The 14,326-nt window shown below is 58.8% G+C and carries 13 protein-coding genes; 4 read left to right on the top strand and 9 right to left on the bottom strand.

The window, feature by feature from the left end:
* Nucleotides 1–64: 64 nt before the first annotated feature.
* The 8 genes from GMO_RS10730 to fzlA all read right to left on the bottom strand — a co-directional run bounded on the left by GMO_RS10730 (nucleotide 65) and on the right by fzlA (nucleotide 10,423).
* Nucleotides 65–1,348, bottom strand: a complete 1,284-nt coding sequence (locus tag GMO_RS10730; RefSeq protein WP_008852420.1) for an efflux RND transporter periplasmic adaptor subunit — start codon at nucleotides 1,346–1,348, stop codon at nucleotides 65–67.
* A gap of 8 nt (nucleotides 1,349–1,356) precedes the next feature.
* A complete protein-coding gene (locus tag GMO_RS10735) occupies nucleotides 1,357–4,524 on the bottom strand; it encodes an efflux RND transporter permease subunit (protein WP_008852421.1) in 3,168 nt (1,055 codons plus the stop codon).
* 170 nt (nucleotides 4,525–4,694) lie between these two features.
* Complete coding sequence (locus GMO_RS10740; protein WP_008852422.1) at nucleotides 4,695–6,131, bottom strand: sensor histidine kinase; 1,437 nt, start codon at nucleotides 6,129–6,131, stop codon at nucleotides 4,695–4,697.
* The gene (locus GMO_RS10745; RefSeq protein WP_008852423.1) at nucleotides 6,118–6,849 is read right to left on the bottom strand and encodes a response regulator transcription factor; all 732 of its coding nucleotides are present in this window, start codon (nucleotides 6,847–6,849) and stop codon (nucleotides 6,118–6,120) included. The genes GMO_RS10740 and GMO_RS10745 overlap by 14 nt, the downstream gene beginning before the upstream one ends.
* Before the next feature lie 89 nt (nucleotides 6,850–6,938).
* Entirely contained in the window at nucleotides 6,939–8,171 is a 1,233-nt protein-coding gene (locus tag GMO_RS10750; RefSeq protein ID WP_040509310.1) for a DNA recombination protein RmuC, read from the bottom strand.
* A 48-nt stretch (nucleotides 8,172–8,219) separates the two neighbouring features.
* Nucleotides 8,220–8,465: a hypothetical protein gene (locus GMO_RS10755; protein ID WP_040509468.1), complete on the bottom strand. Its 246-nt coding sequence runs from the start codon at nucleotides 8,463–8,465 to the stop codon at nucleotides 8,220–8,222.
* Between the two features lie 112 nt (nucleotides 8,466–8,577).
* The gene (locus GMO_RS10760) at nucleotides 8,578–9,744 is read right to left on the bottom strand and encodes a BaiN/RdsA family NAD(P)/FAD-dependent oxidoreductase (protein ID WP_008852427.1); all 1,167 of its coding nucleotides are present in this window, start codon (nucleotides 9,742–9,744) and stop codon (nucleotides 8,578–8,580) included.
* Nucleotides 9,745–9,754: 10 nt separating this feature from the next.
* Complete coding sequence (gene fzlA / locus GMO_RS10765; protein WP_040509315.1) at nucleotides 9,755–10,423, bottom strand: FtsZ-binding protein FzlA; 669 nt, start codon at nucleotides 10,421–10,423, stop codon at nucleotides 9,755–9,757.
* A gap of 77 nt (nucleotides 10,424–10,500) precedes the next feature.
* On the opposite strand from fzlA, the gene minC reads away from it, so the two are divergent.
* The 4 genes from minC to GMO_RS10785 all read left to right on the top strand — a co-directional run bounded on the left by minC (nucleotide 10,501) and on the right by GMO_RS10785 (nucleotide 12,902).
* Nucleotides 10,501–11,235: a septum site-determining protein MinC gene (gene minC, locus GMO_RS10770; protein ID WP_040509318.1), complete on the top strand. Its 735-nt coding sequence runs from the start codon at nucleotides 10,501–10,503 to the stop codon at nucleotides 11,233–11,235.
* A gap of 146 nt (nucleotides 11,236–11,381) precedes the next feature.
* On the top strand, nucleotides 11,382–12,197 hold the full coding sequence (minD, locus tag GMO_RS10775; RefSeq protein WP_008852431.1) for a septum site-determining protein MinD: 816 nt from the start codon (nucleotides 11,382–11,384) through the stop codon (nucleotides 12,195–12,197).
* Nucleotides 12,194–12,484, top strand: a complete 291-nt coding sequence (gene minE / locus GMO_RS10780) for a cell division topological specificity factor MinE (protein ID WP_008852432.1) — start codon at nucleotides 12,194–12,196, stop codon at nucleotides 12,482–12,484. The genes minD and minE overlap by 4 nt, the downstream gene beginning before the upstream one ends.
* Nucleotides 12,485–12,542: 58 nt before the next feature.
* On the top strand, nucleotides 12,543–12,902 hold the full coding sequence (locus GMO_RS10785) for a YidB family protein (protein WP_008852433.1): 360 nt from the start codon (nucleotides 12,543–12,545) through the stop codon (nucleotides 12,900–12,902).
* A gap of 62 nt (nucleotides 12,903–12,964) precedes the next feature.
* Here GMO_RS10785 and GMO_RS10790 read toward each other — a convergent pair whose 3' ends face one another.
* Nucleotides 12,965–14,158 carry an SMP-30/gluconolactonase/LRE family protein gene (locus GMO_RS10790; protein WP_008852434.1) on the bottom strand — a complete coding sequence of 398 codons (1,194 nt, stop codon included), beginning with the start codon at nucleotides 14,156–14,158 and terminating at the stop codon, nucleotides 12,965–12,967.
* Between the last annotated feature and the right edge of the window lie 168 nt (nucleotides 14,159–14,326).

Below are 14,326 nucleotides of genomic sequence, written 5' to 3' on the forward strand. Positions count from 1 at the left end.
AAGTGACCTGAACGACGGCTTCCCGACCGACGCCCGGCCATGAGACGGATGTTTTTAAGATTCATCAGCGCGATCCGGCCTCGTCAGGATTGGCATCATGCTGACGAACGGCTTTCTGGTCCTCTTCCTGCTGGGTTTTGGTCGGCGTGTTGTATCCCGGGGTCGTGGGAACAACCTTGACCTCATCCCCTTCCAGCAGATCAGCCGTCGGATTGGCAATAAGCTGGTCGCTCTTTGTAATACCGCTCAGAACCTGCACAGTAGTTCCGAAGTTGATACCAACCGTCACATTGACCAGGTGAACGTGATTGTTGATGACCTTGGCAACCTGACTACCTTGCGCCCGGAAAACGATCGCGCCTTCTGGAAGAATCAGGATATTCGGATTTCCCGGCGCAGTGATATGGGCCGTAGCGTAGGAATTGGGCCAAAGCAGATTGTCCGCATTCCCCAACGTCAACTCCGTTGTCACGGTACGCGTGGATGCATTGAAAGCGTTGGCCGTAGCGAGGAACGTGGCCTTGAAACGGCGGTCCGGATACTGCGGAACAGTCAGTTCAGCCGTAATCTTCGGGGAAATGACACTGGCGAAATCCTGCGGTACGGAAACGAAGACACGCATCCGATGCACATCGGCAACAGAAAACAGTTCAGATGCCGATCCGCGTGAATTGACGTTTCCACCACCCGCATTCACGTAGTCACCTACGTTCACAAGACGCGACGTAACAATACCATCGAATGGCGCGACGATTTTCTTGAAGTCTTCCAGCGCCTGGAAACGATCCACCTCATGGGCCGCGGCTTCAAGCTCCGCTTTCTGCGCCGCTGCGTTCGCCGCTTGCACGTCCACTTCCTGCCGGGAAACGGCCTGCGTGCTCTTGAGGGCCGTCCAGCGTTTGGTCGTGATAAGCGCCAGATTATACCGGGCCAGGATCACGTTATAATGCGCCTTGGCCGCCGCATACTGGGCATCGATGCTTGGCGTGCTGATTTCCGCGAGGATGTCGCCCTGTTTTACATGAGCACCATAGTCCTTATACCACATCTTCACATAGCCCGAGACCTGCGCATAGATCGGCGCCTCATACCAGGCTGCCAGATTGGCTGGCAGATCAACCTCGCGGGTCTTTGGTCCCGGCTGTGGCGTAATCAGCGTAACAGGCGGAATGGCAGCATCTTCGGTACGCCCGTCCAGGGAGTGGAAATGCGTTCCCCGCTTCACGATCCCCCACGCCGCCAGAGCTATGGCCACCAGTACGACAGCGAGGAGGATTACCTTCCCGCGGGCACTCGAACCACCACCATGTTCAGGATGGTTTCCCTGAGGCATCTGCCCCTGTTCCATCGAGTGATTCACGCGTGGTCTCCTTCAGGCCCGGCAGGGTGCCTGTAATGTATCAGTGCAAAAACGCAGGGCACAAACAAGAGCGTCGCCACGGTCGCGATCAGCAGTCCCCCGATGACCGCCTTGCCCAGCGGAGCATTGTCCGAGTTGCTGATCGACATCGGGATCATGCCGATCATCATGGCCAGAGCCGTCATCATGACAGGGCGGATACGCTCATACCCCGCTTCGATAGCCGCAGTAATCGCATCGCCATGATGGTCCATCCGCTCTCGGGCAAAAGCCACGACCAGAATGGCATTTGCCGTCGCCGTCCCCATGCACATGATGGCTCCCGTCAGGGCAGGAACTGACATGGCCGTATTGGTCAGGAACAGGCTCCAGGAAATACCGCCAAGGGCTCCCGGCAGCGCCGTGATGATGACGAAGGGGTCAAGCCAAGACTGGAAGTTCACGACGATGATCAGATAGACCAGTACGATTGACAGCGCGAGACCGCCAATCAGCTGGACATAGGCATCGTTCATCGTCACGGCCTGACCGCGCACCACCATGCTGGACCCATGCGGCAGCTTGTGGCGCTCCTCATTGACAATGCGGTCCACAGCCCGTGAAACCGTTCCCAGATCGATATCTTCAGGTGCGGCATAGATATCGAACACTGGCATGATGTTGTAATGCGCCACTTCAGCCGGAGTACCGGTCATCACGAATTCACTCAGTCCACCAAGAAGCTGAGGATTCTGATTGTTAGGATTTCCGTCTCCCTTGTCGATGGGCAGGATTTCCAGATCATTCATGGTCTGGAGATAATTGGCCGGCGTCTGCACATCGATCAGCTGAGACGTACCTTGCGCATTCAGATAGTAGGTCTGACCCACCTGCCCGCTTCCCGATAGGGTTACGAGAGCATTGAGCGCCACATCACGCTCGGTAATGCCCGTTCCCATCGCGAAACTGCGCCGGTTGTTGACCATGACCGTAGGCTGGGTCATCGGCTCCTGGACGTTCACGTCCGCAATACCCGTGACCCGCCGCAGCTTCTGGGCAAGCTCGTTTGCGAACTGGAAGTTCTCCTGAAGATTCCGTCCCACGATCTGCACATCCAGCGGCGATGGAAGACCGAAGTTCAGGATCTTTGCCGTCAGATCGCCCGGCTGGAACGTAAAGATCGTTCCGGGGAAAGCATCTGTTAATCCCTTGCGCAGGATACGCCGGTATTCCGGAATAGGGCTTTCGGAATCCTTAAGCTGGATGGTGATGTCACAATCCTGTGATCCGGTTGTCGGAGACGGAATCATCGCCTGGTTGAGCTGACTGAACGGCAGGCCGCAGTTGTTCACGACATTCACGATCTGGCCATGCAGAAGCTGACGGGCCTTCTTCTCGGCCAGACCGGCAATCTTGCCGGTCTCCTCGATACGGCTGCCAATCGGCGCACGCATGTGCATCTGGAGTGTACCAGACCGGATTTCCGGGAAGAAATCCTGCCCCACGAACAGCAGGAGCGCCATGGACGAGATGGCCGCCAGCATGAACATCGCCACAAACCGTCCCCGGATGCCAAGCAACGCGATCAGGGCTTCTTTGTAATGCTCCCGGAAACTGGAGAATCGCGCTTCGAACCCCCGCTGGAAGCGCCCGAAGAAACCAGGTTTGCGATTCTGCCATGCCGGATCGCGATGCATCGCCACCTGGGCCGCCAGCAGCCAGTTCGCCATGGTCGGCACCAGCGTCCGAGACAGGATGAAGGACGCGATCATGGCAAAGATGATGGCTTCGGCCATTGGCATGAACAGCCAGCCGGAAATGCCCGTCAGTTCGAACAGCGGCAGCCACACGATGCAGATACAGGTCGTGGAAACGAAAGTCGGAATGACGATCTGGTTGGCTGCATCAATGATGGCGTCTTCCAGGTTCTTCCCCGTATCCAGATGGGCGTCGATGTTCTCGATCATGACCGTGGCATCATCAACAAGGATACCCACGGCAAGTGCCAGTCCGCCCAGCGTCATGACATTGATGGACTGCCCGGCGACACTCAGCCCGATAATGGAACACAGCATCGCCAGCGGAATGGATGTCGCCACAATAACGGTGGAACGCCAGGATCCGAGAAACAGAAGAACCGTAAGACTGGTCAGGATCGCGGCCGTGATCATCTCACGTACCACGTCCACAACGGATTCCTTCACGAAGCTGGATGCATCGGTCAGGACTTTCATGGTCGTCCCGGCCGGGAGGGTCGCTTCAACAGACGGCAGCAGCTTCTTGATGCCGCTCACGACATCCAGCGTCGAGGCATTGCCGCTCTTGAGGATGACGATCAGAACCGCCTGCTGCCCCTTCACGAGAACCGCGTTGATCTGCGGCGGCCCTCCCCGGTGGACCCATGCCACATCGCGCAGATAGATCACCGAATTCCCGACCTGCTTGAGCGGCATCCGGTTGAAGACGGACAGATCAAGAGGCGTGGAATTTGTTTTCACCATCCAGTCAAGCTGGCCGATTTTCTGATCACCAGCCGGCAGAACGATATTCTGCCGGTTCAGCGCGGCCGCCACATCCTCCGGGGACAGGCGGTGTGCCAGCAGTTTGATGGGATCGATATCCACCATGATGTCGGGCGCAAGACCGCCATACGGATTGGGGATAGCCGCCCCGGGCACCGATACGAGCTCCGGCCGGATCAGGTTGGACGCCATATTGTAGATCTCCGACCCGGACATGGTCGGATTATTCACCTGAAGCGTCAGGACCGGCACGGATGAGGCATCGAGCGCCAGGATCAGTGGTGGGGTCGAACCGTTGGGAAGCTGTTTGATGATCGTCTGGGAAACGGAGGTGATCTGTGTCTGGGCAACAGCCGTATTCGTGCCCGGCTGGAAGAAGATCTTCACAATGCCGCGACCGTAATAGGACGAACTCTCGATATGCTCGATATTGCTGACCGTCGCCGTCAGGGATCGTTCGTAATAGTAAACGATACGCCCCGACATATCTTCCGGCATCAGGCCAGTATAGGACCAGATCACCGCCACAATCGGAATCTTGATGGATGGAAAGACGTCCGTCGGCGTTGAAACGATGGCCTTGACCCCGAAAATCAGGATCATGATGGACAGAACGACAAACGTGTAAGGCCGCTTGAGTGCGGTAACGACAATGGCATTCATACGGCCATGTCACTCCTGCCAGCGATCAGGATGGCCCTGCCGGCGGCTTCAGTTTCTGTCATTCTCAACGGGCGTCCCCTCGTAATTTGATCAGAGTCATATCGGACAGAGATCAGGCGACAAGCAAAATTCTGTTTAAGAAACCACGAATATGCCCTGTTCTGACAACATCATGTAACATTCGCGTCTCCCTCATGGGCCGCTTTTGCCCCAAAACGAATCTCGAACACCGACCCCGGCCTCTCATGCCCTTCCTGGAATGTCCCGATACTGATCGTGGCGCCATGAAGACGCAGAATGGCCGAAACCAGACTCAGGCCGAGGCCGCTTCCCGGAACATGACGGCTCTTGTCCGACCGGTAAAACCGCCCGAGAACAGCACCACGCTCATCTGCCGCAATTCCAATTCCGGTATCGTAAATCCGAAGCCAGACCTCTCCACTGGGATCCTGCCCGGCGCACAACCCCACTTCTCCGCCCTCAGGTGTGAATTTGATGGCGTTATCGACCAGATTGGCCAGAACCTCGTTCAGAAGATCGGTATCTCCGTAGAGTGGAATGGGTTCGCGCACGCCGTCAACATGCAATGACAGTCCTTCCGTCTCTGCAATAGGCTCATAAAGGTCCACCACCCCGGCGATGAGTTGGCTGAGGTCCATCATGCCGAATCCTGCCCGGCGGCGTCCATTCTCGATCTCTCCGATCCTGAGCAGCGCCGTAATGACGGAAAAGCACTGCTCCAGATCCAACGTCGCCTGCTGGATGGCGCTTCTAAGAATCGCAGGATCAGTGGAAACAGCCGCGACACGCTCCAACCGTGCCCTGACCCTGGCCAGAGGTGTCCGCAGATCGTGGGCAATATCGTTTCCGACATTCCGGATCTCATCCAGAAGATGCTCCAGCCGGTCCAGCATCCTGTTCACGGAGCCTGCCAGCCGCTCGATGTCATCGCGCTCCCGGCCGACCGGAAGCCGTTCGTGCAGGTCTCCATCCATGATCCGGTCAATGGCGCGGTGCATTTCCTTGACGCGCGCCAGCGCCCGGTGGCTCAGGAATATGCCGGCCAGAAGGGCGAACAGCACAACCGGCACGACGGACATAAGGGCCGCGCGCTTGGTGATGTAGCGCAGTTCATCCGCCATGTGCATCGAGCGCGCCAGCACTAGGATACGGTCCCTGTTCCCGTGCGGCCCCTTCACCTCCACAGCCAGATAGCGCATTTCATAAGGTGTATCGCCAGGCGGTGTATCCCACAGCCGCTGGGTCTTGGCCGAGACCTCCAGCCCTTCCGGCCAGTGCCTGATGTCCCCGGCAATCAGCTGCCGATCCATGTCGAAGAGGGCGGCACCATTCAGGATCACACGCAGATCGGTCTTGCTGCGTTCCCGGACTTCGTACTCAAGCTGCTGGGGCGTCTCATTGACCAGCAGCGCAGCCTCCCGCTGAAGCAGATCCGTGGACCGCTGCTGTTCATAGGTGTTCATCTGCCCGTAAACGAGCGCGAACTGAAGCAGCATCCCGGCAATGATGGCCACGACGAAGGCCAGTGTGAGACGGAAAGTGGCTGTCCTGAAAAGATCTGCCCGGAAGAGCTCAAACCGGAACACGCAGACTGAACCCGGCGCCACGGATGCTCTGGATCAAAGGCGCCTCGCCCGGCAGGTCGATCTTTCGCCGCAGCTTTCCAATATGCACATCCACGAGATTGGTCTGCGGCACGAACCGGTAATTCCAGACATCTTCCAGCAGCATTGTCCGGGTCAGAACCGTATCGGGACGGCGCATCATGTATTCCAGAAGCCGGAATTCACGCGGAAGGAGTTCGATCTCCCGCCCCTGACGGAAGACCCTGCGTTCAATCAGGTCCATTTCCAGCGGTCCGACGCGCAGGATGGTCACGCGACTGTCCGTGGGTCGTCTCCGGAGGGCTTCAAGCCGGGCCGCGAGTTCCTCCATCGCGAACGGTTTGGTCAGGTAATCATCCCCTCCCGCCTTGAGGCCATTTACCCGGTCATCGACCGCCGAAAGCGCGGACAGCACCAGAACAGGCAGTGCCACGCCCTGCCCACGCAGAAGTTCGATCACGGTCAGACCATCCATCTCCGGCAGCATACGGTCCACGATCATCAGATCGAACCGCCCGCTCTTGGCTGCTTCCAGACCAGATGGTCCCGTCGCGGCATGATGGACGTCGTAACCTCTTACACGCAGTTCTTCGGAAACCTCGGTAGCGATCTGCTCATCATCCTCGATCAGCAGAAGCCGCGGGACAGCGTCTTTCTGTCGCGGAGCCGGATCCCGGTCAGGGGTTGATGTCATGTTCATTTCTCACACATGGGCCAGGATGTGCCGTCATCCCATTAAAATCACTCTTAAGCTTTGCATCCTGCCGCGGTATGGCCAACGCTTCAGGTTCATGAAAGGTCCACCCCTTCCTCAAGGGCCTCTTCCGGCTCCGGCATACCGTCCAGATCCCTCAGCCGTCGCCCAAGCACGCGCGTCCGCCTTCGCGCTTCCTCAATGGTATTTCCCATCGTGCCGGCATTGCGTTGGAGCCGGTCCAGCACCTGATCCATTCGCAGCATTTCCTGCCGCGTTGTTCCCAGCAAGGCTGCGATAGCCTCGGTCCGCTCTTCCAGAGCAAGCGTCACATACCCTAGATGTACGGTCCTGAGCATCGCGGGCAGCAGCGAAGGCCCCATGACGATCACCCGGTACAGCCTACCGATTTCATCGATCACACCCGGCATCCGGGCAATTTCCGCGTACAGGCCATCCGTGGGCAGATAGAGGACGGCAAATTCCACAGTCTGGGGAGGACGGATATATTTGGAGGCAATTTTCTTTGCCTCTGCCTTCACAACCGTTTCCAGCTCCCGCCGGGCGGACCGCTCCACCCTCCCGTCTCCGGCCTCCGCCGCGTCCAGAAGCCGTTCATAGGCTTCAGTCGGAAATTTGCTGTCGATGGCAAGGCGGGGTGCCGTTCCACCCCGCACCGGCATTTTCACGGCGAACTCGACGTTTTCTCCGCCTTCGCCCAGCCGGTAATTGATCTCGTAGCTTCCCTCGGGCAGAACGTCGTCCAGTATGGCCCGGCACTGTGCCTCTCCCCATCCTCCACGCGTCTTGACATTGGAGAACAGGCGCCTGAGATCGCCGATCTGCGCCGTTACGCTTGTGACCTCTCCCAACGCTTTCTGCATGGCGCTGAACTGTTCCACGACACGCTGGAAACTGGTCTGCATCTGCTTTTCGACCGCACCATGCAACTGCTCGTTGACAGTGGCACGGATGCGTTCGATCTGCTCGTTCTGATTCCGGGCCATTTCTCCAAGCGCCTCGGACAGCAGAAGCCGTCCATCCGCCTGTTCCTGCCCAAGACGCCGGACCAGCTCTCCCAGCCGCTCACTGGTCTCCAGCCTGAACTGATCCAGCCGACCGGACAGGGCGCGCTCAACGTCAGCCAGATGCGCGCTCTGATACCGCGCCTCCTGAGCCCGCTCCTGGGTATCCCGCTCCAAAAGGGCTTCAATTTTTCCCATGGCTGGACTTTCGCCACGCAGAAGCGTCAGGACTGCCACGGCCAGCGCGAGCCCCGCCACAATCCAAGGAAGAAACGGCATCATACTGGGAAATCCATCCTGCATGATGCGCAGTCTAGCCCCTCAACCCGGACCGGCCAATGTCAGACACTTTTATGGCTGGTGGATATTACCATAACTCGCCGCACCAAGCCCGGGGCAGGAGCACGGAGCCCCAAGCGGCACCTGCGTCGGCATCTTGCAGGTATAGATCCCGGCCTTGCAGGTATAACCGTATCCGGCAACCGGCGTCCCCTTCGGGATCGGGCCGGGAGCAGCCGTCCCGACACAGGCGGCCAGCCCCAGCAGGGACAGACCCGCACCAGCCCGCAGACCGGAACGGCAGAAGAAACGACGCATGAACATCATCCTCTCAGACATGAAACACGGTGGGACGGAAACGGCATGAACCCTTTCCGGTTGCCGCCTGATCCGACGGCGATATGGCAATCCTGTGGCGATATACCCAGTTTCATGCCACGGCAGCCAGTCCGGCTGCCACACCACTCGACCACGCCCACTGAAAATTGTGTCCGCCCAGCCAGCCCGTCACGTCCACAGCTTCCCCGATGACGTAAAGGCCGGGCACATCCAGGGCCTCCATGGTCTGGGACGACAGGCCGCGCGTATCAACTCCGCCCCGCATGACCTCAGCCTTGGCGTAACCTTCCGTCCCGTCTGGCGTAACCTTCCAGCAGGACAACCGCTCCGCCAGTGCCCGCAGTTTACGATCCGGCTGATTGGCCAGCATCGTATCCCCCAGATCCGCCACGAGAACCTTTGCCAACCGCGCAGGAAGCATCTCCAGCAAACGCGGCGGCAAGGCACGCGGACGGTCCTGCTTGGTCCGCCGCAGGGCATCCAGCACATTGCTTCCAGGAAGAAGATCAACCTGAAAGCTTTCCCCGGCCTGCAGGTAGGATGAGATCTGGAGAATTGCCGGTCCTGACAGACCACGGTGGGTAAAGACCATCCCGTCCTCAAAACGCGGCCCTTTCTTCCCAATCCGCGTCACGACTGTCAGGGAAACCCCTGCCAGCTCGGGATCGGCATCCGGCAGAACCAGCGGAACAAGCGCCGGAGCGGTCGGAACAATCCGCAACCCGAACTGTCGTGCAAGCCTCAGGGAAAGGTCGGAAGCGCCCAGCTTCGGGATGGAGAGGCCGCCCGTCGCCAGAATGACCTTGCGGGACTGGACATCCCCCCGCCCTGTCCGGATGACAAATCCGTCCCCTTCCCGCCGCATATCCGTGATCCGCGTTTCTATCCGCAGTTCACAGCCACCCGTCAGGCATTCACTGACGAGCATGTCCACGATCTGCCGGGCCGATCCGTCACAGAAAAGCTGACCTTTCGCTTTCTCATGCCAGGCAATGCGGTGGCGCTCCACCAGCGAAAGGAAATTCTGTGGGGTGTATCGCGCCAGAGCCGAACGGGCGAAATGCCGGTTGTCGGATAGGAAGCAGTTCGGTCCTGTCTCCAGATGCGTGAAGTTGCATCGTCCGCCACCGGAGACAAGGATCTTGCGTCCCGGTTCAGGCCCATGATCCAGAACCAGAACGCGCGCTCCGTTCCGGCCAGCTGTGGCAGCGGCCATGAGACCAGCCGCACCAGCCCCGAGAACCACCACATCCCACATCACAGCGCCCTCAGAAGTCGAGGTTGGCGTAATGGGCCGGCGGTGTCACACCGCTCACCCGGTCGGACAGGAGCCCACGGAAACAGGGCCGTGACTTGACACGCGCATACCAATCCTTGGCAGCCGGCGCCTTGGACCAGTTCACGTCTCCGATAAAATCAAGAGAGGAAAGATGCGCGGCCGCAGCGAAATCCGCCATCGAAAGGTAAGGGCCCGCCAGCCAGGAGCGTGTTTCGGCCAGCCAACCGATATAATCGAGATGGAAACGCATGTTGGCGTAACCGGCGCGCAGGGCGTTCCCGTCCGGATGCCCCCGTCCGTAAAGCCGTTTGTCCACCTTCTCACCCAGAAGATTTCGCGTGACCTCACTGGCAAACCGCGTCTCGAACCAGTCCACGAGGCGGCGCGTCTCGACACGCTCGGCCAGCGTCCGGCCCATCAGGGGCGTATCCGGATAGGCTTCGTCCAGATATTCGCAGATGACACGGCCACCGGGCACAGCCAGCCCATTCTCTTCGACCAGGACGGGCACTTCTCCCGCCGGGTTGAGACGCAGGAACTCCTCACGCTCTTCCCAGACGCGTTCAATGACCGGTTCATAAGGAAGTCTCTTCTCGCCGAGGACAAGCCGTACAAGACGGCATTGCGGAGAAAGTGGCAGGTGATGCAGAATACGCATGACCACTTTCTTAGGTCAGCCGATACCGGCTCACAAGAGCTTCCCCGACCGCCAGATACAGGTTCGACGAATTCCGCATGTCCGACACCGTTCCCGCTTCCCGTGCCACGTCTCCCATGCGCATCCGGGCCCGAGGCCGTTCATTCCTTGCCCTCGTTCTTTCCCCGGAAAGCCCGCTTGACCTGTGGCTGGAGGGACTGGACGGGCAGATCGCCCGCTCGGGCATTCTGTTCAGCGGCAAGCCGGTCATTCTCGACCTCGGCCTCCTGAACGCCGACACGCCCGGCCTGTCTAGCCTGCTGGATGACATCCGTCAGCGTGGCGTGCGAATCATCGGGATCGAGGGCGGCGACCGCCGCTGGCCTACCGTAGCCCACTGGGACTGGCCAGACTCGTTCGATGGCGGACGCCCCTCCGGTGAAGTTGAACTTCCCGAAAGCAATGCATCTCCGGCCGTGACGGCCGTCCCTGTCTCAGGCGGCAACACACTGTTCATCGAGGACAGTATCCGCTCCGGCCAGAGCATTCAGCACATGCAGGGAGACATCATCATCCTCGGCTCTGTCTCGTCGGGTGCGGAAATCGTGGCGGCTGGTTCCATCCATGTCTATGGTACGCTGCGGGGGCGGGCAATCGCCGGTGTTGGCGGACAGTCCCAGGCCCGTATTTTTGCCAGCCGGATGCAGGCCGAACTTCTGGCCCTCGATGGTTACTATACCGTGACGGAAGATATCGATCCCGCCGTTTTTGGACAGGCCGCACAGGCAAGGCTCGATGAAGACCGTGTCAGGGTCGTTCCGCTTGCTTCATAACACCCTCTGAAAACACGACCATCATGAAACGGCCTTTATTCCCGTGTTGCCGGAATAGATAAAAGTTTCATAGGATAAGACCCACCACGCGGGAACGTCAGAACAGAATGTTTCGTGTTCCCGCCAGAAGACATTTTGGAGTATTCATGGCCAAGGTTCTGGTTGTCACCTCAGGCAAGGGTGGCGTCGGCAAGACGACATCGACTGCCGCACTCGGCGCCGCACTTGCCCAGAGCGGACAGAACGTCGTGGTCGTTGATTTCGACGTTGGGCTTCGGAACCTTGATCTCGTCATGGGCGCGGAACGCCGGGTCGTCTTCGACCTCATCAACGTCGTCCAGGGTGATGCCCGCCTGTCCCAGGCGCTTATCCGCGACAAGCGCTGCGAAACGCTTTCCATCCTTCCCGCATCCCAGACCCGGGACAAGGACGCTCTGACAGCAGAAGGCGTGGCGAAGGTCATGGACGAGCTCCGGGAAAAATTCGACTGGGTGATCTGCGACAGCCCGGCCGGCATCGAACGCGGCGCCCAGCTCGCCATGTACCATGCCGATGCCGCTGTCATCGTCACCAATCCGGAAGTCAGCTCCGTCCGTGACTCGGATCGCATCATCGGCCTGCTCGACAGCAAGACCCAGAAGGCCGAACGCGGGGAGAAGATGGAAAAGCATCTTCTCCTGACCCGCTACGATCCCGCCCGCGCCGCCCGCAAGGAAATGCTGAGCGTCGAGGACGTACTGGAAATCCTTTCCATTCCGCTGGTCGGAATCGTTCCGGAAAGCGAAGACGTCCTGAAAGCGTCCAACGTTGGCGCCCCCGTTACGCTCGCCGAACCGACGAGCCTCGCCGCGCGGGCCTATTTCGAGGCCGCCCGGCGCCTGAGCGGCGAGAAGATTGATGTTTCCGTTCCCGTGGAGAAACGGGGCTTCTTTGACTGGCTCTTCAAGAAGAGGGACGCATGAGTTTTCTTGCCAACCTTTTTTCGCGACGCCAGCAGTCCAGCACGGTCGCCCGGGACCGTCTGCAGATCCTGCTTGCTCATGAACGCAGCGCCGGAGAGGACGGAGATTCCGACCTGATCCGCAAGCTTCAGCAGGAGATCATGGAAGTCATCGCCCGTCACGTCGCTGTCGATCAGGAAAAGGTCCAGATCAAGGTGGACCGGGGCAGCGGGTGTTCCATGCTGGAAATCGACGTCGAGGTCCCGCAGAAGCTTGAACAGAAGCCTGAAAAGAAACAACGCAGCTAGAAATCCGTTCTGTCCGGCGACAGCACGTTTTCACTGATTTGGAAAAGATACGACTGACATGAGCGGTTTTCTCGGCAACATCATGAACCAGGCCATGGGTGCCCTCGGCGGGCAGCTCGGTGACAAGCTGGGCGGCAGTTTCGGGGAGTTCCTGAAGGGCGACGGTCTGACCACGCTTCTCAACCAGGCACGCAGCGCCGGTCTGGAAGACAAGATCCGGTCATGGATCGGAAACGGGGAAAACCTTCCCATCAGCGCGAATGAACTGCGCAGCCTGATGACGGACCAGCAGATCCAGATGCTGGTTTCCAAGACGGGCCTTCCGGCCAGCACTATTTTGCCTGCCCTTGCCCAGCTTCTCCCCACTGCCGTGGACAAGCACACACCGGATGGACAGGTGCCCTCCCAGAACGCCTGATCAATACACCCGCGAAACGTCGCTTCTGAAAGGCAGAAGCGACGTTTCGCGTTCTGGCCGTTTCAGCCCTGCTGCCCCGGGATGGCATCGTAAGGCGCAGAAGCCTCAATCGGAAAGCGAACCAGTAAATAGGGCGGCACACGACGATCGTGTCCGTCATTAAAAGAGGCTAACCGGTTCCACTGCCCGAACGTGCAATAGACATAGTCCGCCGCCGCGAAAATTCCGTCTGGTGAGAGCGCTCTCGGATCTCTCAGCATAAGTTTGAATGACCCATCCGGATCACGACGCAGAATGCAGTCATGCTCATAATTTGTCGTGTAAAGACGATCATGGGCATCAAAATCCAGCCCGTCGGCAACGCCTTTTTCCCCCTCGTCACGCATGGCTGCGGCGAGCCTGTCATCTCCGGCTGACGGGTCGGCCAGCAGGTCCGTTGGCAGGCTGTAGAGACGACGACTGGTCAGGGCTGAAAAATACAGCCGTTTCTCGTCTTTCGTGATCGCGATACCGTCCACGCCGCCCGAGACCATCTGCGGATGTTTAGGAAGATAACGCCGGGGCTCTCCCTCCACGATGGCCATGAAACCGGGTTCTGCCAGGATCGCGGGATGCTTAGTAAGCACGCGCCGTGCATTGCCCGTCGCCACATCCACGATCACCAGTCCAGGCTGCGTTCCGAAAGAAGAATCTGTCACGAAAACCGTGCCTTGTGTCCCGAGTGAGAGAGCAACACGCAGATCATTCATGTGGCTGTCCTGTAAAAGAACAGGCGCCTTGAGAATAATACGATGAACAATCGTATTGGATTTCGGATCAATACAGATGATCTTTGCCACGCCGGGCTGAAGAGGATGCCCTGCCTGTTTGCCATCATCAATCGCCCAGAGCCGTCCCCGCTCATCGACGGTCATGCCATGAATGGATACCAGACGTTCAGCCGGTGAACTGCTGCCGGGTAGGCTTTCCGCTGCGGAGGGATACGGCACAACGCGCCCCCTGACCAGTTCTCCCAGTGTCGCACCAGGATGGTTATCCGCATGACGCGGAAACCCCACGAAAATCCTCCCGTCAGGCAGAACCGCAATACCGGACGGACCAGGCCCTGTAAAACGGGCGACGATGTCCATCTCTCCCTTAGGCGTCGTCCCTGTGTCTGCATTTCCGTCTGCAAATGCAGGCGAAGCCCCCGCAGACAGGGCCGCCAGCGATACCGGCGTGGCTGAAAGGCTCCGAAGAAAGTGCCGCCGCTTCATACGTGTTCTCCTGCTGATATCTGAATATCTCCGATTTCCATAAGGCACGTCATGTGTCGGAAACACCACAGGCACAAGGAAAGTTGACGTCTTTATCATCAGATCGAAAAATACAATTGTTCGACACAAAAACGTGATTTAAAATTAACACTAAATCTTTCGTACATA

Origin of the sequence: Gluconobacter morbifer G707 (genome assembly GCF_000234355.1) — a bacterium.
Lineage (GTDB): Bacteria > Pseudomonadota > Alphaproteobacteria > Acetobacterales > Acetobacteraceae > Gluconobacter > Gluconobacter morbifer.

What these genes read in the sequence shown, in the direction of transcription:
- GMO_RS10730 (WP_008852420.1), bottom strand. Translation starts at nt 1,348, where the DNA reads ATGGAACAGGGGCAGATGCCTCAGGGAAACCATCCTGAACATGGTGGT.
- GMO_RS10735 (WP_008852421.1), bottom strand. Translation starts at nt 4,524, where the DNA reads ATGAATGCCATTGTCGTTACCGCACTCAAGCGGCCTTACACGTTTGTC.
- GMO_RS10745 (WP_008852423.1), bottom strand. Translation starts at nt 6,849, where the DNA reads ATGAACATGACATCAACCCCTGACCGGGATCCGGCTCCGCGACAGAAA.
- GMO_RS10750 (WP_040509310.1), bottom strand. Translation starts at nt 8,171, where the DNA reads ATGCAGGATGGATTTCCCAGTATGATGCCGTTTCTTCCTTGGATTGTG.
- GMO_RS10755 (WP_040509468.1), bottom strand. Translation starts at nt 8,465, where the DNA reads ATGCGTCGTTTCTTCTGCCGTTCCGGTCTGCGGGCTGGTGCGGGTCTG.
- GMO_RS10760 (WP_008852427.1), bottom strand. Translation starts at nt 9,744, where the DNA reads ATGTGGGATGTGGTGGTTCTCGGGGCTGGTGCGGCTGGTCTCATGGCC.
- fzlA (WP_040509315.1), bottom strand. Translation starts at nt 10,423, where the DNA reads ATGCGTATTCTGCATCACCTGCCACTTTCTCCGCAATGCCGTCTTGTA.
- minC (WP_040509318.1), top strand. Translation starts at nt 10,501, where the DNA reads ATGTCCGACACCGTTCCCGCTTCCCGTGCCACGTCTCCCATGCGCATC.
- minD (WP_008852431.1), top strand. Translation starts at nt 11,382, where the DNA reads ATGGCCAAGGTTCTGGTTGTCACCTCAGGCAAGGGTGGCGTCGGCAAG.
- minE (WP_008852432.1), top strand. Translation starts at nt 12,194, where the DNA reads ATGAGTTTTCTTGCCAACCTTTTTTCGCGACGCCAGCAGTCCAGCACG.
- GMO_RS10785 (WP_008852433.1), top strand. Translation starts at nt 12,543, where the DNA reads ATGAGCGGTTTTCTCGGCAACATCATGAACCAGGCCATGGGTGCCCTC.
- GMO_RS10790 (WP_008852434.1), bottom strand. Translation starts at nt 14,158, where the DNA reads ATGAAGCGGCGGCACTTTCTTCGGAGCCTTTCAGCCACGCCGGTATCG.